At 69.1% G+C, this 18,525-nt stretch carries 15 protein-coding genes and 2 pseudogenes; 7 read left to right on the top strand and 10 right to left on the bottom strand.

All coding sequences use genetic code 11. The features are described from left to right. Window positions 1–13: 13 nt before the first annotated feature. Window positions 14–1,963, bottom strand: coding sequence for a PAS domain S-box protein (locus HJC40_RS26910; RefSeq protein ID WP_250004913.1), 1,950 nt, complete (start codon window positions 1,961–1,963; stop codon window positions 14–16). Between the two features lie 141 nt (window positions 1,964–2,104). On the opposite strand from HJC40_RS26910, the gene HJC40_RS26905 reads away from it, so the two are divergent. Then, window positions 2,105–2,308: a hypothetical protein gene (locus tag HJC40_RS26905; protein WP_250004911.1), complete on the top strand. Its 204-nt coding sequence runs from the start codon at window positions 2,105–2,107 to the stop codon at window positions 2,306–2,308. Between the two features lie 927 nt (window positions 2,309–3,235). On the opposite strand, the gene HJC40_RS26900 is transcribed toward HJC40_RS26905, so the two are convergent. After that, complete coding sequence (locus tag HJC40_RS26900; RefSeq protein WP_250004909.1) at window positions 3,236–3,757, bottom strand: hypothetical protein; 522 nt, start codon at window positions 3,755–3,757, stop codon at window positions 3,236–3,238. 378 nt (window positions 3,758–4,135) lie between these two features. On the opposite strand from HJC40_RS26900, the gene HJC40_RS26895 reads away from it, so the two are divergent. Then, window positions 4,136–4,951, top strand: coding sequence for a hypothetical protein (locus HJC40_RS26895; protein WP_250004907.1), 816 nt, complete (start codon window positions 4,136–4,138; stop codon window positions 4,949–4,951). A gap of 104 nt (window positions 4,952–5,055) precedes the next feature. On the opposite strand, the gene HJC40_RS26890 is transcribed toward HJC40_RS26895, so the two are convergent. The 6 genes and pseudogenes from HJC40_RS26890 to HJC40_RS26870 form a co-directional block, all read right to left on the bottom strand. Further along, entirely contained in the window at window positions 5,056–6,120 is a 1,065-nt protein-coding gene (locus HJC40_RS26890; protein ID WP_250004905.1) for a permease, read from the bottom strand. Between the two features lie 257 nt (window positions 6,121–6,377). Further along, complete coding sequence (locus HJC40_RS46680; RefSeq protein WP_374272814.1) at window positions 6,378–6,722, bottom strand: hypothetical protein; 345 nt, start codon at window positions 6,720–6,722, stop codon at window positions 6,378–6,380. Window positions 6,723–6,751: 29 nt separating this feature from the next. Further along, window positions 6,752–6,895, bottom strand: a pseudogene (locus tag HJC40_RS46675) (SDR family oxidoreductase); the annotation flags it as partial. Between the two features lie 358 nt (window positions 6,896–7,253). Beyond that, complete coding sequence (locus HJC40_RS26880; protein WP_250004903.1) at window positions 7,254–8,534, bottom strand: hypothetical protein; 1,281 nt, start codon at window positions 8,532–8,534, stop codon at window positions 7,254–7,256. Window positions 8,535–8,733: 199 nt separating this feature from the next. Next, a pseudogene (locus tag HJC40_RS26875) lies at window positions 8,734–9,260 on the bottom strand (transposase); the annotation flags it as partial. A 354-nt stretch (window positions 9,261–9,614) separates the two neighbouring features. Next, on the bottom strand, window positions 9,615–9,992 hold the full coding sequence (locus tag HJC40_RS26870; protein ID WP_250004900.1) for a transposase: 378 nt from the start codon (window positions 9,990–9,992) through the stop codon (window positions 9,615–9,617). A 336-nt stretch (window positions 9,993–10,328) separates the two neighbouring features. On the opposite strand from HJC40_RS26870, the gene HJC40_RS26865 reads away from it, so the two are divergent. The 5 genes from HJC40_RS26865 to HJC40_RS26845 all read left to right on the top strand — a co-directional run bounded on the left by HJC40_RS26865 (window position 10,329) and on the right by HJC40_RS26845 (window position 16,260). Beyond that, the gene (locus HJC40_RS26865) at window positions 10,329–11,450 is read left to right on the top strand and encodes a ricin-type beta-trefoil lectin domain protein (RefSeq protein ID WP_250004896.1); all 1,122 of its coding nucleotides are present in this window, start codon (window positions 10,329–10,331) and stop codon (window positions 11,448–11,450) included. A 3-nt stretch (window positions 11,451–11,453) separates the two neighbouring features. Next, complete coding sequence (locus tag HJC40_RS26860; RefSeq protein WP_374272811.1) at window positions 11,454–13,088, top strand: ricin-type beta-trefoil lectin domain protein; 1,635 nt, start codon at window positions 11,454–11,456, stop codon at window positions 13,086–13,088. After that, window positions 13,085–14,905 carry a family 43 glycosylhydrolase gene (locus tag HJC40_RS26855; protein WP_250004893.1) on the top strand — a complete coding sequence of 607 codons (1,821 nt, stop codon included), beginning with the start codon at window positions 13,085–13,087 and terminating at the stop codon, window positions 14,903–14,905. The genes HJC40_RS26860 and HJC40_RS26855 overlap by 4 nt, the downstream gene beginning before the upstream one ends. A 123-nt stretch (window positions 14,906–15,028) precedes the next feature. Beyond that, window positions 15,029–15,340 (top strand): hypothetical protein, encoded by a 312-nt coding sequence (locus HJC40_RS26850; protein ID WP_250004890.1) that lies wholly within the window; start codon window positions 15,029–15,031, stop codon window positions 15,338–15,340. A gap of 86 nt (window positions 15,341–15,426) precedes the next feature. Next, complete coding sequence (locus HJC40_RS26845) at window positions 15,427–16,260, top strand: hypothetical protein (RefSeq protein ID WP_250004887.1); 834 nt, start codon at window positions 15,427–15,429, stop codon at window positions 16,258–16,260. Window positions 16,261–16,266: 6 nt separating this feature from the next. Here HJC40_RS26845 and HJC40_RS26840 read toward each other — a convergent pair whose 3' ends face one another. Both HJC40_RS26840 and HJC40_RS26835 read right to left on the bottom strand, forming a co-directional pair. Next, window positions 16,267–17,469, bottom strand: coding sequence for an EAL domain-containing protein (locus HJC40_RS26840; protein ID WP_250004884.1), 1,203 nt, complete (start codon window positions 17,467–17,469; stop codon window positions 16,267–16,269). A gap of 102 nt (window positions 17,470–17,571) precedes the next feature. Then, on the bottom strand, window positions 17,572–18,414 hold the full coding sequence (locus HJC40_RS26835; protein ID WP_250004882.1) for an alpha/beta hydrolase: 843 nt from the start codon (window positions 18,412–18,414) through the stop codon (window positions 17,572–17,574). Window positions 18,415–18,525: the final 111 nt, after the last annotated feature.

Raw genomic sequence — 18,525 nt, 5'->3', positions numbered from 1 at the left:
CGCATCGGCCGAGCTATCCCCAGGCGCGCGGCCTGGCCGAGGCGAGCGTGTTCAACAGCTCGTAGGCGGTGAAGGGCTTCTCGATGAAGGTGATGTCCTCGTCGAGAACGTGGGTCTTGCCGAGAAGACCGTTGCTGTAGCCGGACATGTAGACCACGGGCAGACGTGGGTCGTGCTCGTGAAGGAGCTCGGCGAGCCGGGGACCGGACATCCCGGGCATGATCACATCGGTGAGCAGCATGTCGCAGCCGAAGGTCTCGTACATTTCCAGAGCCTCCGCGCCGTTCGCGGCCGAGAGGACACGGTATCCGCCCTTGGCGACGATGCGATTCACCACCCGGGCCAGGGCAGGTTCGTCCTCGACGACCAGGACGGTGCCGCCGTCCCCGGACGGTGGCGCATGGTGGCCGGTGGGCGCTTCGATGACGGCCGCGGTGGTCACGAGCGGCAGGTAGACCCGGAAGGTCGTACCGATGTCGAGCTCGGAGTACACATTGATGCTGCCGCCGGCCTCGGTGACGATGCCGTACACGGTGGCCAGGCCGAGCCCGGTTCCCTTGCCGTGCGGCTTGGTGGTGTAGAAGGGCTCGAAGATGTGAGCCGCGGTGTCGGCCGACATGCCATGGCCGGTGTCGCTGACCACCAGCCGGGCGTAGGTGCCGGCGGGCAGCGCCGGCTGCATGTTGATCTCTTCGCCGTCGAGCGTGGTGACGTTGGCTTCCAGGACGAGGGTGCCACCGTCCGGCATCGCGTCACGGGCATTGATCGCGAGGTTGAGCAGAACCTGCTGGATCTGTCCCGGATCGGCGTGCACGACCAGCGGCTGCGCAGTGGGGAGGGCGATCAGGCTGATGTCCTCGCCGATGGTGCGCTGCAACATGGCGTGCACCTCGGCGATCGAGGAGTTGAGGTCGACGTCGCGGGGCTGGATCGCATCGCCGCGGGTGAAGGTGAGCAACTGCCGGGTCAGGTTGGCGGCCCGCTCCACCGCGGTGCGGGCCTGTCTGAGGTCAGCTTGCACCTGCGGCTTGTCAGCTGTCTCCTCGATCGCGAAATCGGTGTAATTGCCGATGATGGCGAGGATGTTGTTGAAGTCGTGGGCTACACCGCCGGCCAGCTTGCCCAGGCTCTCCATCCGCTGCGCCTGGTTGGTGCGGTCCTCGACGGCACGCTGGCGCGCGATGGCTTCCTTCGCCGCGGTGATGTCCCGCGCGATCACCGAGACCCCGATCACCGCCCCGGCCTGGTCCACGATCGGCGTGACGGTCAACGCCAGGTCGACCGGAGTGCCGTTCTTCCGCTGCCGCCGGGCCTCGTACGACCGGCCGCCCTCACCGTTGCGGATGCGAGCCAGGACGTCCTGCTGCTGTTCGACCCCCGCCTCGTCGGCCAGCATCATGGCGGGCAGGCCGAGAACCTCCCCGGCCGGGTAGCCGAACAGCTTCTCGGCGCCGTGGTTCCAGGCCGTGATGAGACCTTCCGGGGTCAGCCCGACGATGGCGTCGTCGCTGTGCTCGACCACCGTGGCCAGGGTGGCACGCTGCGCTTCAGCAAGATCTTGGGCAGCCCGTTCGCGGGCCGCCGCCTGATCCAGCCGGCGCTGTCCCCACGGGTCGACATAGATCGCCCCCTGACCCAGCAATACTCCGTATCCCCGGCGCAAACTCCAGTAGTAGACACCCACGGCGGCCGTGCCGGCGTCCCACAGAGCCGACGTCCACGACCATCCTGCGCCGTGCCCAGGCAGGTGTGTCGCCGGCGCGTCGACGATCGTCTGATAGGCCATGACCGCGTGCAGGGCATGTCCCACGGCGCAACTGAAGAAGATCATCGACGTGGCCACAGCCAGCTTGTTGGTGCGGAGCTGCCCGGCCTTGGTCACCGGGATCACGACTGCCACGGTGATCGACGCGTACGCGACCGTGATGACCAGATTCGCCAACAGGAACATCTGATCCGGCATAGTCCCCACTTCGGCCGTAGATCACAGATGCTGAGACCTGCGCTGCCGGTGGGTCGGCCCGGGCCTGGCGGGCCTTCAGCCGGCCTCGAAGGTGATCAGAGCCTTGCGGGTACGACCGCGAAGAGCGGGTACTCGCCACTCATGACTCTGCCGAATCACGATCGCAGCAGCATCGCGGACCCCGGTTCCATGGACACCGACGCGATGACCGAACCCGACAACGGCAACCCGGGAGACCTGGACGAGGACCACCGCGACCTCGCCGACACCAGCGGTCCAGGTGTCCCGGGAGAGGCCGCCGACAGCCCGGCCAGCCAGGGCAGCCCCGTCGGCCCCCCCGACTGACTGGGGTCGCATCGCTCTCCGACCATCGACGTCACCGAACCGGCCCGCGACTCCAGCTCCGAGGACCTCGGCCTCCACCTGGTGGAGGCGACCGACCGGATCCTGCCGGAGGCCACCGCGGGAGCTGGGCGGTGGGTCGTCCGGTCCCTACGGTCTGACCTGCGCGTCGGGCACCGAGGACGACCCGGTGCCCGGCGCGTGGCTGGATCAGGAACGTGCGCTCAACGCACTGCGGCGAGCGTGACCGGACATCTCCCGATGTTTGCCATGACCGCAATGGAAATTGTCGTTCCCTCGGTGGCGGCGCACTGTCGTGCCCGGAGGTAGCGGAATCATGACCAACTCGCTGTTCTTCGGCGGGTTGCTCCTGCTCGGCGGGCGGCTCGGTGACATGCTCGGTTACCGGCGCAGCTCATGACCGGCATGGTGGGCTTCGCCGCCGCGTCGGTGCTCGGTGGTCCCGCTCCTGCTCGCCGTCCGCATCCTGCAGGGCAGCAGCGCCGCGCTCATCGCTCCCGCCGCCCTGGCCCCGAAGCTCTTGCGGGAGTCGCCTCGCCGGCCCGGACTTGTCGAAGTCCCCGGCACCATCACCGGTTCGCTGGGGCTGGTCGGCCTTGTCTACGGCCTCACCCGACCTGGTGAGGGGGACGGCTGGGACGACCCGGCAACCATCGCGACCCTGACCGTCAGCGCGGCTCTGCTGTTCGTCTTCGTTCTGATCGAGCGGCGAGCAGGTGATCGGCGCGATGACCGCAGCGCTGCCCGGCGATCCGGCCGCCGTGCAGCGAGCGCTGGTACAGGCGAGCTTCGCCGTGCCAACGGGAGGACTTGTGCTCGCTGTGGAGGTCGCGCCATACGATCCGTCGTAGGTGACCGGCTGCATCGACGGTTCGAAGAAGACGGTCGGAAAGACCCGCGTCGAGTGGGTCACACCTCGCGTTCGATCCCCTCAACGCGCCCCTGGAACCTCGGGAGCATGGCACCGTTGTTCGCTTCCGTACGAGATGTTTCGGCATTGCTGTTCCCGGCCGGGGATCCGGTGCCGTCTGCCGATCGATCGGGTAGCAACAGCAGGATCGACAGGACGAGGATGCCGCCGAGGCTCACCACGTTGCCGACCCTGTCGATCAGCGGAAACATGTCCAGGTGCAGCAGGTGCCAGAGGAAGTGCTCGGCGTTGAAGATGGTCCAGGCGGCGCCGGTCATGCGCACGGCGGCGACCGTGGGCCGTCGCCACGCGTACGTGCTGAGCACCAGCAGGGCGAGGTAGAGGCCACCCACGTCCCGGACGAGATGCTCGCTGTAGGGGCCGAGCGTCGAGACCCAGTGCCGGCCCGGGGACGGGAAGTCGTTGTAGAACGACACGGGGAAGGCTGCCGCCCAGACCCCGACGATCGCCGCGGACACGGCCAACAGCAACACGATGATGCGCTTCGCGCTGAGACTCATGCCGTAGGGACGATCGATCGCTGACGAACGTGACACGACCCGGCGGTCGGGCTGCGGCTGACCGGCTCGCCCCGTTGGCGTCTCCGTGACTCGAGGCACAACCGCGGCGCGAGTGTCACATCGTCCGCCGGATCGACGTCCGTTATCCAGGACGATCCGGCGCGAACCACGTCGGCCGAGGCTCCACCTGCGAGAAAGGGAAATGACATGTCCGACCAGCTTGCCGTCATGAGCACCGATTACGAGCGCTTCCGGCTGTCGAGGCGGACGATCGCGGAATGGGAGGACGGCGCCCGTACCGACGACCGGTCCGGATCCTACGAGTGGTGGTATTTCGACGCCCACCTCGCCGACGGCGCCAAGGTCGTGGTGGTCTTCATGAACAAGGACCTGGGCGCGGCGACCGCACCACTGTCGCCGCAACTACGGGTCAATCTCGAACTGCCCGATGGCACCATGTCCAACCACGTCATCGCGGTGCCGGCCGATCAGTGGTCCTCGGAACGCGACCACACCGACGTCCGCATGGGCCCGGGAAACCGGTTCTCCGGTACGGGCCTGCGCGAGTATCAGATCCAGGCGACCGCGGGCCCGGTGCGGCTCGACTTCACCCTGACCGCCGACGTCCCGGCCTGGCGCCCGGCAACGGGGCACATGCTGTTCGGCCCGAGCAGGGACCTCGAGTTCAACTGGCTCCCGGCCGTGCCGCAGGGGGCCGTGCGCGGCGCGTACACAGTCGGCGGTGTACGGCACGAGACGACCGGCGTTGGCTATCACGACCACAATTGGGGCAACATCGGGATGCAGGAAATCATCCACGATTGGTACTGGGGCCGGGGGCTGGCCGGGCCGTACACGGTCATCGCCTCGTTCATCACCGCCGCCCCGAAATACGGCTACGACGAGATCCCGATCTTCATGCTGGCCCGCGGCGGGCGGATCATCGGCGACGACCCCGCGAAGGTGACGTTCGATCCGCGGGAGATCTACACCGACGACCAGACCGGCAAACCGGTTGCGAACATCGTCCGGTACCGCTACGTCGACGCTGAGGACACTTACGTGGTCACCTTCAATCGGCAGCGGGACCTGGCGCGCGCAATCCGCTCACCAAGGACCTGCCCTTCGCCAAGCGCATGGCCGCCCGGCTGGCCGGGTTCGATGGGGCCTATCTGCGGTTCGCCGGCACCCTGACCGTCGAACACCTGAAGGCGGGCCGGTCCGTCGAGGAGTACACCGAAGAAGCGATCTGGGAACTCATGTACTTCGGGCACGCCCGAGCCCGGGTGCAGAAGTGATCACGCGCTGAGGAGAAACAGCAGACCGGCACCCAGCACCCCGCCGGCGGCGGCGACACCGGCCGTCGCCACGGTGACCCGCCATCCGAAGGCCCGCCCCACCATGATCATCCCTGGCAGGCTCACCGCCGGCAGGGTGACCAGCAGGGCGCCGACGCCGCCCAGGGACAGCCCGGCCAGCGCGAGCCCCTGGGCGACCGGGATCTCGCCGGCCGTCGGCACGACCAGCGCGGTGCCGACGAGGGCGGCCATGAGCACGACCACGATGCCGGAGCTCCCGCCGAGCGGCAGCAGCCAGCCCCGGAAGGCGCCGATCAGCATGACCACCACGAGGTACTCCGGCACGAGGATCACCGACGACCGGAACAGCGCCCGGCCATAGCGGCGCAGCGACGGCGGCGGGTCGTCCTCCTCCTCCGGCGCCACCAGGCCGGCGGGCGGTCGTCGGTCAGCCAGCCGGGCGACCAGCGCGGCACCGCCCACGACCACCACGAGCCCGGCCACCGCCCGGGTCACCGTCCACTGCCACGGCGCGACCAGCAGCAGGAACACCAGGACGGCGGGATTGAGCAACGGGTTGCCCAGCCAGTACGCCACCACCACCGCCGCGGTGGAGGCGCCCCGGCGCTTGAGCCCGACCGCCACGGGCGCGGTGCAACAGGTGCACATCATCGACGGGGTGCTGGCCAGCCCACCGGCGAGCGCCGACCGCAGCCGACCGCGCCGGTTCAGGACCCGCAGAAGCCAGGCCCGGGGAATCAGGGTCTGCAGGGCCGCGCTGATCAGCAGGGCGGCCACGAGCGCGCGCCAGACGGCCTGCGCGTACGCCCAGGTGAAACTCGTCCCGGCCGACCAGGACGGGGCGTCTCCGGGGCGCACCCCACCGACGCCGAGGATGTCCTTGCCCGGCCAGGCGCCATCGGCGGCGAGACCGGGAATCCGGCCGGCGTAGGGCAGCCACTTGGCCCACGTCAACAGCGCCACGGTGAGAACCGACGCGACGACCACACCCACCACCAGCCGGCTCCGGGGACCGGCCACTTCGGATTCGCTCGCCTGCGTCATGCACGCTCCAAGGTCAGCCGGCGCAGCCGCGACTACCCGGCGAGTCCAGCCACAAAACCGGCTTCTCAGGGTCGGGAGTACGTGAAGGCCGGAATACGCCGCGTGCCGATCTGACTCGCTCGACCTCCGGGCCAGTTGGACGTTCGTCAAGAGGCCGCCCACCGACGGGCCCGGCCCAAGTTGGCTGCACGTCTACAACCATCACCGTCACCACACCACCCTCGGCGGGCCACCACCCGCCTTGCGCGTCACCAAACTCAGTGGTCAGTACAGCTAGGCAGTATCGCGAGCTGGAACTTCAGTTTGAGCGCCGGCTCGGCGGTATCCACGTCGGCCAAACACGTTGTGGGCGCCGGCGCGACGATGCAGCACCGTAAACCCGCTGTCTCCCGCACCGGAGCTCGCGCCGGACCCCTGCCGGTGCCTCGCGACCCTCCTTGGTGCCCGAACGGATCGGGGCCGTTGACGGGAGTGCGACGAGTGGAGGTGAGGGCCGCAGGCGGGGATCCGCCGACGACGGTGATGTTCTCCCCGGTGATGTATCCGGCCGCGTCCGAGGCGAGGATGGCCACCACTTCCGCGATCTCCCGCGCGTTGCCCACGCGTTGCCCACGCGTCCCAGCGGAATGTCAGCGCCGTAAGTGGCCGGCGTGGCTTCCAACTCCTGCGGCGCGATGCCGAGCTTGGTCCAGATCGGCGTGTGGACCGCTCCCGGGCTGACGGCGTTGACCCGGATGCAGCGCGGCGCGAGTTCCAGGGCCAACGGAGGCACCATGGCCAGCAGCGCGCCCGGCTCGCCGCCGTCGCCGCGCCGCCCACCACGCCGCGGGCCGTGCCCACCCGGACGGTGAAGATGACAGACCCACAGTCCCGCAGCATCGGCAGCATCCTGGACAGGGTGAAGGAGCGCTCTTGGTGTTGACGGCGAACAACTCGTCGTAGACCACCTCCTGGAACGTTTCGGTCGGGCCGGGGCGGGTGATGCCGGTGATGAGGTCTGTCGGTTTACCGCCAACTCGCCCAACCGGCAACCCACTGAACCGACGCCCGCAAGTCCAAGAATTTGGCGGACGCGACAATGCTGCAGCCTACTCGCGGGTAAGGCGCACACCGCGAGCTTAGGTCCGCCCGGGTCATCGGGAACTGCGGAACAGCAGTTCGGAGCCGTCCCGGCAGTCAGCCTTGGCCTGACGGACCGCAGCGATCCGAGCCAGGGCCTGCTCCTCGGGCAGCGTTTGCAGTTCCTGCCACAGCGCGACGGCGCTGCGGTTGGCCCCAGGGCTCTCCCCGGTGACGCCCGGGATGACACCGACGGCCGAAACGGGCTCGCGGCCGAGCAGGTAATAGGCGGCGGCGCGTTCGACCCCGAGGTGCCGGTGGTCGCAGAGACCCTGGAGGGTGACCCCGAGCGAGCCGACGACCATGGGTACGACCGAGTCGGGGTAGGCCAGCTCACCGTGTTCGTCCACGGTGACCTCGAGCAGGACGACCTGGGTCTCCGCAGGCGCCGGCGTCCGCCAAGCGCCGTACGGCTTGATGTCCTCGTGTACTTCGGCCGGTGTGCCCGGCAGCCGGTTGAGTACGGCCAGGCCTTGACGGGCCAGTGGTGTCAGCTCGCCGAGGACGCCGGCGTGGACGCGGCTGACGCAGATGGTCGGGGCGTCGTCGGTGCAGACCAGTGCAGCGGCCGACGGGTCGATCGGCGCCTCCAGCGCGGCCCGGTCCCGGGGGACGATCGCGACCGCGAGGCAGATGCCGATGAGGGCCGGCAACGGTGCCGCGGCGCGCAGCCATCGGGTATCGGCGACGAGGAGCACGGCGCCGGTGAGCGCGAGGGCGGCCATCCAGATACAGAACGCGGCGCTCACCCGGGCGTCGATGGTCTGGTACAGATAGTTCTGCATGGTGCCGTACATCGGTGAGAGCACCGCGCCGAGCCACAGCGGGTCGACGATCGCGGTGTAGGTGACGAACACGGCACCCGCGACTGCGAGCAGGGGAGCGGTGGCCGGTGTGGGCACCAGCCGCCCTATGCCGAGGCCGAGCCAGGCGGCGGCTACGAGCGACAGCGCGCCGACGGCGGAGATGACGAGGAAGTCGGTCGGGAAGTAGCGCGAGGGCGAGAGAAGAGAGACCGCGCCGGCGACGAGGATCAGCACGTACGCCAGCGAAGTCGTCGCGGCGATGGCAATGAGCAGTGGAAGCATACGGCGTGCGCGTGAGCGGGGGGTCGTGGCGAACAGCTCGGTCACGTTGGTGCGGTGCTCTCGGCGGCCTTGCTCCGCGCCCACCGCGAGGGCCAGCGGCCACAGCAACACGGTGTAGCTGCGCGCGGTCAGGGCCAGCGACATCCATCCGGTCGACCACTGGCCTGGGTTGACGTAGAGGGCGACGATCCCGACGAGCGCCACCATCGCGGCCCCGAGTGCACATGAGCGCCTCAGTTCGAGTCCGACGAGGCTGGCGCCGGGCGCTGGTCCGTGTCTCATAGTCGTTAGGACGATGGCTGCATCGAGTTCGGATCTCGGACGCCCCGTGACGAGTGTCACGCGATACCTGGCTTTCTGAGAGGACGTCTGACTAACGTATTTTGTGGTGTTATGTGGTTTGGGGGTCCTGCCAGCTTAGGGCGATTTCGTCGGTGAGTCGGCGGGCGAGGTTGTCGATCATGGCGATGGTGATCATGCTGTCGGTGATGATGCCGCGTTTGCGGCCGACGATCTTCTTGCCGGCATCGATGCCTTGGGTCTCGGTGGGCACGTTGGTGGATGTCTTCACGCTTTGTGTGTCCATGATCGCCGCGGTCGGTTCGACGGTTCGGCCGTGGTGGTCGCGGACGAGTCCGGTGAGCCGATAGTTGAGTTCGGTGAAGATCCCTTCTTTGCTCCATAAAGCGAAATAGCCATAGACCGTCGCATGTGGAGGGAGTCGTGGGGCAGGTAACGCCAGGCGATATCGGTGCGGTTGACGTACAGAATCGCGTTGAAGATCTCGCGCAGGTCGTGGGTGGGGGTGCGGCCCTTGACACCGATGCTGGTGCGGGCATCGGTGCGGGCCTGGCGCCAGGCGGTCAGCCGGGGTGCGATCAAGGCCCAGCAGGCGTCGGACAGGTCGGACGGGTACGCGCGGCGGTCGCTCATTCTCCTGGCATATGGTGATGTCAGGCTGTCCTGAGGACGCTGAGTCCGTCGATTCCGGGCAGAAAATCAATCAAACACGATCGAGTTACTAAAGGCGCAGATCATCGCAAATACGAAGCGGTTGACAATGCGTAATTCGACTGGATGCCAAGCTGAAGCTACTCCACCACTGCCTTCCACTCAGCCGTAACGCCATAAAGGCTAATGAAACGTCTACTCACTGAGTGTTTTAGAGGGTGGTTGCTCGGGCTTGTTGGAGGGTGGGGCGTTGCTGTCGAGTGGCGGGCTTGCCGCGGGTGGCGGCCCAGTCGAGCAGCCGGCCGGCGAAGCCCTGATCGGCGAACACACACCGGATCACCGTGAACAGATAGACGCTCGGCAGCGCCGTCTTGGCGCCGTCGCGGTCCTGCCACGACGCGGCAGGACGGTGACGCTGACCAGCAAGCCAAGGGTGTCGGTGACGATGAATCGCTGTTCCTCAAGGATCCGTTCGGCGACACCGCGAGCTTTCCACCGCTGGAACCAGCCGTAGACGGTTTGCCAGGGCGGGAAGTCCACTGGTAGCTGCCGCCAGGAACACCCGGACCGGTCGAGGTACAAAATCGCGTCCACGATGTCGCGGAACGATGCTTCGGGATCCGCCCCGGGCTCTTTGATCAACGGGAGCATCGGCTCGATGGTCTCCCACTGCTGATTGGTCAGATCCGATGGATACACGCGTTGACGACCCACCCGGACACCGTCTCGCAGCCTGGAAGATCACCGCGGACACGCCGTCCCACACCCCTCAGAAACACTCTCTTCAGAGGCGAGTCCGTCCCAGTCAGCATGCGACTTCAGTAGACCTACCGGCGTAACACTTTCAGCCGCACCATTTTCGCACCCTTTCCGGCCGTCCGCCGATGACACCCCTGAAGCGACCGACATTCGCCCTCTTGAATACGTGAAGACATTCTGGCAATCTGGCGACAACATGCTGTTAACGTTCACTTACCGCCCGGGACGGCCGTTGCGGCCGGCATGGGCTGGCGCGCCGCGACGAACCGCCGGCCGCCGGGAGGAGCACCTATGCACAAGCGAAAAGGCTGGTTTCTGGCCGCCGCCCTCGCCCTGGGACTCTCGCTGACCGGTGCGGCCGCCCCCACCGCGGCCGCCGCGGCCGCCGCGGCCGAATCGAACGGAGGGGTCCGGGTGATGCCACTGGGGGACTCGATCACCGAGGGAACGCAGGTTCCCGGTGGTTATCGCATCGGGCTCTGGCAGCGGCTGTCCGGCGCCGGCTACCGGGTCGACTTCGTCGGCACGCAGGTCAACGGTCCGGCGGCCCTCGGCGACCACGACCACCAGGGTCACCCGGGATGGCGGATCGACCAGATCGACGCCAACATCTCCCGCTGGCTCGGCACCGCCAACCCCCGCACGGTGCTGCTGCACATCGGCACCAATGACATCCTGCAGAACTACAACGTCGCGTCCGCGCCGAGCCGGCTCTCCGCCCTGATCGACCGCATCACCGCGACCGCTCCCGCCGCGGACGTGTTCGTGGCCACGATCATCCCGCTCGCCTCGGCCGGTCAGGCGGCGTCCGCCCGCACCTTCAACGCCGCGCTTCCGGGCATCGTGCAGAGCAAGGTGAACAGCGGCAAGCGGGTCCACCTGGTCGACATGCACGCCGCCCTGACGACCGCGGATCTGATCGACGGCGTCCATCCCACCGCCGGCGGCTACGACAAGATGGCCGCGACCTGGTACGCCGCGCTGCGCTCGGTGCCCGGCGTCATCGGCGACACCACCGGCACCCCCGGCACCCCCGCCGCCGGGGCGCTGGTCGGCGCCGGCTCCGGGCGTTGCCTGGACGTGCCGGGCAGCAACAGCGCCAACGGCACCCAGCCGGTCATCTGGGACTGCACCGGCGCCGCCAACCAGAGATGGACCGCCTCCGGCCAGACCCTGCAGGCCCTGGGCAAGTGCCTCGACTCACCGACCAACGCCGGCGCCGGCACCAAGGCGCAGCTCTGGGACTGCTCCGGGGCGGCCAACCAGCGCTGGAACCGCAACGCGAACGGAACCGTCAGCAACGTCGCGTCCGGCCTGTGCCTGGACGTCAGTGCCAACGCCACCGCCGCCGGCAGTCTGGTCCAGCTGTGGACCTGCACCGCCGGCGCCAACCAAGTTTGGACCGGTCGATAAGCCATGAGACGCCTGAAGACCATGCTCGCGGCGGGCCTGCTGCTGCTGTCGGGCACCGCGTTCGCCGCCACCGCCACGCCGGCGCAGGCCCTGGACAACGGGGTGGGCCGCACCCCACCGATGGGGTGGAACAGCTGGAACACGTTCTTCTGCGACATCAACGAGTCGCTGATCCGGGGAATGGCCGACAGCATCGTCAGCACCGGCATGCGTGACGCCGGTTATCAGTACGTGGTGGTCGACGACTGCTGGATGAACCCGAACCGTGACTCGAGCGGCAACCTGCAGGCCGACCCCACCCGCTTCCCCAGCGGGATGCGGGCGCTCGGCGACTACATCCACAGCAAGGGCCTCAAGTTCGGCATCTACCAGGCCCCGCTGGACAAGACCTGCGCGCAGTATTTCGGCACTTACCCGGGTGCGACCGGCAGCCAGGGCCACGAGACCCAGGACGCCCGGCAGTTCGCGGCCTGGGGCGTCGACTACCTCAAGTACGACTGGTGCTCCCCCGCCGGCACCATCAACGAGCAGGTCGCCACGTTCGCCAAGATGCGCGACGCCCTGGCCGCCACCGGCCGGCCGATCCTCTACAGCATCAACTCGAACAGCATCCACTCGAAGACCGGTCCCCAGCGTGACTGGGGCGATGTGGCCAACATCTGGCGCACCACCGAGGACATCCAGCTGGTCTGGAAGACCGACCAGGTCAACGGTTACCCGATGGGCGTACAGAACATCATCGACGTCAACGTGCCGCTGGCCGGGTACGCGAAGCCGGGTGGTTTCACCGACCCGGACATGATGGAGGTCGGCCGGGGCACGCTGACCGACACCGAGCAGCGGTCACACTTCGCCATGTGGGCAGTCATGGCCGCTCCGCTGATCGCCGGAAACGACCTGCGCAACATGTCCGCGGCCACCCAGACCATTCTGAAGAATCCCCGGCTCATCGCCATCAACCAGGACACGCTCGGCCGGCAGGGAGCCCAGATCGCGGGGGACGCCAACCAGCGGGTGCTGGCCAAGCGCCTGGCCAACGGTGACGTCGCGGTGGCTTTGTTCAACCAGAGCAACGCGACCCGTACGATCTCGACCACGGCCGCGGCGATCGGCAAGACCGGCGCGTCGTCGTACTCGCTGGTCGATGCCTGGACCGGCGGCACGACCACGACCGGCGGGGCGATCAGCGCGAGCGTGCCGGCCCATGGCACGGTCGTCTATCGGGTCAGCGGCGGCACCACCGGCGACCCGCAGACGCCGGCCTCGGCCGCCCTGGTCAGCACCTCGTCCGGACGCTGCCTGGACGTGCCCAACAGCAACACCACCAACGGCACCCAGCCGGTCATCTGGGACTGCAACAACGCCGCCAACCAGAGATGGGCCACCTCCGGCCAGACCCTGCAGGCGCTGGGCAAGTGCCTCGACTCGCCGACCGGCGCCACGGCCGGGACGAAGGTGCAGCTGTGGGACTGCAACGGCGGCAGCAACCAGCAGTGGACCCTGCAGTCCAACGGCACTCTCCGCAACAACCAGACCGGCCTGTGCCTCGACGTCAACAACAACCAGACCGCCAACGGCACCCTGACTCTGCTGTGGACCTGCACCGGCGCGGCCAACCAGCAGTGGACCCGTCGATGACCGCCCGGCTCCGGCAAACCCTCGCCGCGGTCGCCGCGATGCTGTGCGCGATCACACTGACAGCCTTCGCCCAACCGGCCCGGGCCGACAACCCGATCGTGCAGACGATCTACACCGCCGACCCGGCGCCGCTGGTCCACAACGGCCGGGTGTATCTGTACACCGGCCACGACGAGGACAATTCGACGTACTTCACGATGAAGGAATGGCGGGTGTACTCCTCGGCCGACCTGGTGAACTGGACCGACCACGGTTCCCCGATGAGTGTCGCCACGTTCAGCTGGGCCAGCGCGGACGCCTGGGCCGGCCAGGTCGTCAACCGCAACGGCAAGTTCTACTGGTACGTACCGGTCAAGAACCGGACGACCGGGCGGATGGCGATCGGCGTGGGCGTCTCGACCAGCCCGACCGGCCCCTTCACCGACGCCATCGGGCGCCCCCTGGCCGAGAACGGCGAGATCGACCCGACCGTCTTCATCGACGACGACGGCCAGGCCTATCTCTACTGGGGCAACCCCAACCTGTGGTACGTCCGGCTGAACAGCGACATGATCAGCTACAGCGGCGGCGTGACGCAGATCCCGCTCACCACCGCGGGTTTCGGCACGCGCACCGGCAACACGAGCCGTCCGACGCTGTACGAGGAAGGGCCCTGGGTCTACAAGCGGAACGGCTTGTACTACAACGTCTTCGCCGCGAAATGCTGCTCCGAGTTCATCGGCTACTCCACGGCGCCGGGCCCGACCGGCCCCTGGACCTACCGCGGCACCGTCATGCCCACCCAGGGCAGCAGCTTCACCAACCACGCCGGAATCATCGACTTCAACGGCGGGTCGTACTTCTTCTACCACAACGGCGCGCTGCCCGGAGGCAGCGGCTACACCCGCTCGGTGGCCGTGGAGAAGTTCACCTACAACGCCGACGGCACCATCCCGACAATGACGATGACCACTGCCGGCGCCCCGCAGAACGGCACGCTCAACCCGTACGCCCGGCAGGAAGCCGAGACCATCGCCTGGAGTTCCGGAGTCGAGACCGAGCCGTCGTCCGAGGGCGGTCTGAACGTGGCCAACATCGAGAACGGCGACTACGTCAAGGTGAAGGGCGTCGCCTTCGGCGGTGGCGCGACCTCGTTCACCGCCCGGGTCGCCTCGGCCACCAGCGGCGGGCGCATCGAGGTACGCACCGGCAGCCCCACCGGCGCCCTGGCCGGGACCTGCACCGTGCCGGGCACCGGCGGCTGGCAGGCCTGGACCTCGGTCTCCTGCACGATGACCGGCCTGTCCGGCACCCAGGACCTGTATCTGAGGTTCACCGGCGGCGGCGGCTTCCTGCTCAACGTGAACTGGTGGCAGTTCGGCGGAACCGGCACCGGCGGGAATCTGCTCACCAACGCGGGGATGGAGGACGGCGCCACCGGCTGGCAGGTGAACGGCAGCGGCACGCTCACCGCGGGCACCGCCACCGTGCGCAGCGGCACCCGGGCCCTCACGATCGCCGGTCGTACCGGATCGTGGAACGGCCCGGCCCAGGACGTGACCACCCGGCTCACCAATGGCCGGAGCTACACCACCAGCGTGTGGGTGCGCACCCAGGGCGGCACCCCAGCCGCCAAGGCCACCCTGGCCCTGACCGCCGGTGGCACCACCAGCTACCTCCAGCTCACCCCGGCCACGACGGTGAACGCGAACGGCTGGACGCTGCTCTCCGGCACCGCCACCCCCTCGTGGAGCGGGACGCTGTCCCGGGCGCTCCTCTACGTCGAGACCGCCGCGGGAACCGACAACCTCGTCATCGACGACGCCTCGTTCCAATAGCCGACGAACGGCACTCTTGGGTGCGGCCCGCTGTACCCAAGAGTGCCGGATCTGCTGCTCCAGCGCGCAACGGCGACGGTGTGGCGACTCGGTCAATGATCGACTGACTGGTACATTTCGGGCATGGCAATCGGTACCCGGCGCAGTGTGCTGCGGGCGTTGCCTGTTCTCCTGGTCATGGTCCTGGCGCTGTTCGGCGCGACTCAGGGCCTGGCCGTTCCCGGTGTCGCCGGATCCGTCCGCAGCTGCGCGGCCACTGCCGCGCAGCACGCCGTAGCGTCGTCCGCTACCGCGCCAGCCGACGTCGAGCCGGATCGTCCGACCGCCTCTCCCGCACCTGCCGAGCCCGGCGCCGCCGACCGCTCCGTTGCCCTGTCCGACCAGTTCCTCGCGGTTGTCCGCAGTTCCCGCGCCCCGCCCCCGGCCGTCGCCTGACCGTCCGCGCACCAGACGACGCGGAGGTCTCAGCACGCCGGGCGCACCTCTGCGACGGCGATCGACGACGCGGATGGATTGCTGTCATGAACGTGGTTGCGAGAATGCTGCTGACCGAGCCCACCCCCCTGATCATCTGGGGGACGTTGCTGGCCCTGACCGTGCCGGCGGTGTTGCTGCTGGGCAGCCCCGAGATCCTGCGAGAGCCCGGGCGCGCCCTCCGGGAGCTGTTCGCCGCCCTGCGCCGCACCACGCCGCGCGCTTCCTCGGACGAGGCCGCCGGGGCCGCGCGGTTCAGCACCCTGCGGCGCGGGCCGGCCCGCCCCACCTCGCAGGAGGCGATCGACGCCGTGCGGTTCGCGACGGAGGTTCAGGTCGCCGCCGACCGGGCGACCGCCGCCGCCGACCAGTGGCGCCGGCGGTGGGAGCAGGCCGACCAGCAGCAGACCGAGGACTGGCAGGCGTGGATCGACGCCGACGCGCGGGTGCGCCACAGCCTGGCCGCAGCCGCGTTCCGTAGCCCGTGGTCCGCGCCGACGTGCGAGGAGTACGCGGCCCGGGAGCGTTTCCTGCACCGGACGGTGGCGGCCGCGGTCGAACGCGGCGACCTGCCCGCCGCCGCGATGGCCGACGCCCTCGCCGGCCGCCAGGGCTGGGACGCCCGGCTGCACGCGGTCGAGCAGCAACTGGTCGTCGACCGGGCCACCGCGGCCTACCGGCGCCGGCGCTACGAACTGTCCGCCCAGGCCGAGCAGGCGGCCTGGCGCGACGCGGGCTCGGCCGAGCACGCTGCCCGCGTCCTGCGGGGCACGGCCGCGCAAGCCGCCGTACGCGCCACCGAGCTACGCCATCTGCTCCCGGCCGGCGATCGGGCCGGCCGTCGCGCCGGCACCCGGCTGGTCCCCGCGCCGGCCATGTGACGCGGCCTAGGGTGCCAGCCGCTGGAGCAGCACGCGTCCGATGGCGGCGACCGTGTTCCGGGACTCGGTGACGACCAGGCCGGTCCTCGGACGCCGGCACAGAGCGGCGGCATGGCCCGGTGCCATGACGACCAGGCTGCTCTCACCGGGAAACGGCTCGGGCGACGCGTCCGGCCGCAGCACGCTCGTGTAAATCGCCTGGCGGGTGACCCGCTCGATGTACGGAAGCCACTGGGCCACCTCGCCGGGGTCGCAGTACGAACCCAGCACGACGGCATGCTGCTCGCCGGTGACCGCGGCGCTCATCCGCTCCAGGGCGGGCACGATCGCCGTGTCCGGCGCCGGGCCGGCCGCACCGGCGACGGCCACGTCGAAGGGGCTCCCGACCGGCTGGTGCAGTCCCGGGCGGGCCTCGCGTATCGCCGGCACCGGACCACCGGCCGGCAACCGGAGATCGGCCGCCTCGACCGGCCGGCCGAAATGCCATCCCTGTCCCCACGTCGCGCCGAGTGTCCGGGCGACCTCGACGTCCGCGCTCGTCTCGATGCCCTCGGCGAGCACCACCGCACCGGTGCACCGCGCGGTGGCGGCGACCACCGCGCACACCTGGGCGGTGGACGGCGCGGAGGGGTGACGCACCAGGTGCATGTCGAGCTTGATCACGTCGGGCTCGATGAACGGCAGGAAGGCCAGCGACATCGGATCGGCTCCGACGTCGTCCAGCGCGATCCCGTTACCGATCCGATGAGACTGACCGGCGATACGCAGCAGAGCGGCGGGAAAGCTGGACAGCGCCCGCTCGGTGTACTCGGTGACGATCCGGAACGGCAGATCGCTCAGCAGCAGCTCGAGCAGCCGCGCGGAGATCGGCCGGTTCAGCGCGGCCGGCTCGGCGTTGACGAACAGCATGGGCGGCGCGATCACCGCCTCCAGAGCACACTCGATGGCGCGCTCGACGCAGAGCAGATCCAACGACCCGAGCAGCCCGTCCCGCGACGCTGCGGCGAAGAGCTGATCGGGCCGTTCGAGGGCGGAGCCGGCCGGCCCGCGGGCGAGCGCCTCGACCGCCACAACCGCCCCGGTGGCCAGATCGACGATCGGCTGGAACACCGGCGTCACCAGTCGGTGCTGCACGATCGTCGCCACGTCGAGGGGCCGGTCGTCGACCTCCGGCACGACGATGGCGTCCGCCGGCCTAAGCCTGCTCATCCGCAATCCTCCGGACCGTCCGACTCGCACCGCGTAGGGCGGCTCGTCGTCCTATCGACCGTTCGAAGCCAGGACTGAGGCCTCGGCGGGCAGCAGGCGCGGTCAGCCGGCCGGCAGGAACCCTTCCGCGCCGAGCCACGCCTCGCAGGCCTGAGCCCAACGGGCCGTGTGGGGAATATGAATGGCACCGTGCTCGCCGTAGGCAACTCCGTTGGCCAGGCCGAGGCCGTGCCATCCCCGCGGATAGACGTGCAGCTCCACGGGGATGCCGGCATCGAAAAGCGCTTTCGCGTACGCCAGGGCGTTCGGGAATCCGGGCGGGTCCTCGGCGGTGGCCCACAGGAAGGTCGGACAAGTGTCGGCGTCGATGGCGCACGCCGGTGACAGTTCCTCGCGCAGCTCCATCCGTCCGTCGAGAATCCATCGCACCGGCTCTTCCGGCAGGAGGCGCAGATCCGCCGCCGGGTACGCGAGAATCGCGAAATCCGGCCGCGGCGGCGGCCCGACCAGCCGTTCCGTCGACAGCACGGTACCGGTGGCCAGCAGCCCGGCGAGGTGCCCGCCGGCACTCGAGCCGATGACGCCGACGTGCTCGCCGACGTTCAGCCCGTGCTCGCCGCCGCGAATCCATTCCAGGGCGGCGCGGCCGGACTCCAGCGGCGCGGGGAAACGGTGGTCGGTCATCAGCGGGTACCGCAGGACGAACGCGTGCAGCCCGGCACCGCTCAGCCACCGGGCATAGCCTTCGCCCTCGTGCTCGGTGTGGAATCGGTATCCCCCACCCGGCAACACCAGCACGGCCGGTCGCGGGCCGGGAAAACGCGTGTCGGCCGGGTAGGAGGTGATGTCGGGCTCGCCGACGGGGTGGTCACGCCGTACGCCGGCAGGGTCGTCCCCCACCGCATCCTGACGCGCAGCGGTGGCACTGATCTGGTCGGTGTTCATAGGGTCCTTCGCATCGTCGGTGATGACGACGGAAGCAGCAACGGACAGCCGGAAAAACGGATGAGCGAGGAGCCGGCGTAGCGCACGCCTCAACGGCACACCGCACGATTC

It is taken from the genome of Actinoplanes sp. M2I2 (assembly GCF_023544445.1).
Taxonomy (GTDB): domain Bacteria; phylum Actinomycetota; class Actinomycetes; order Mycobacteriales; family Micromonosporaceae; genus Actinoplanes.
This window is presented reverse-complemented; position numbering and strand designations above follow the sequence as displayed.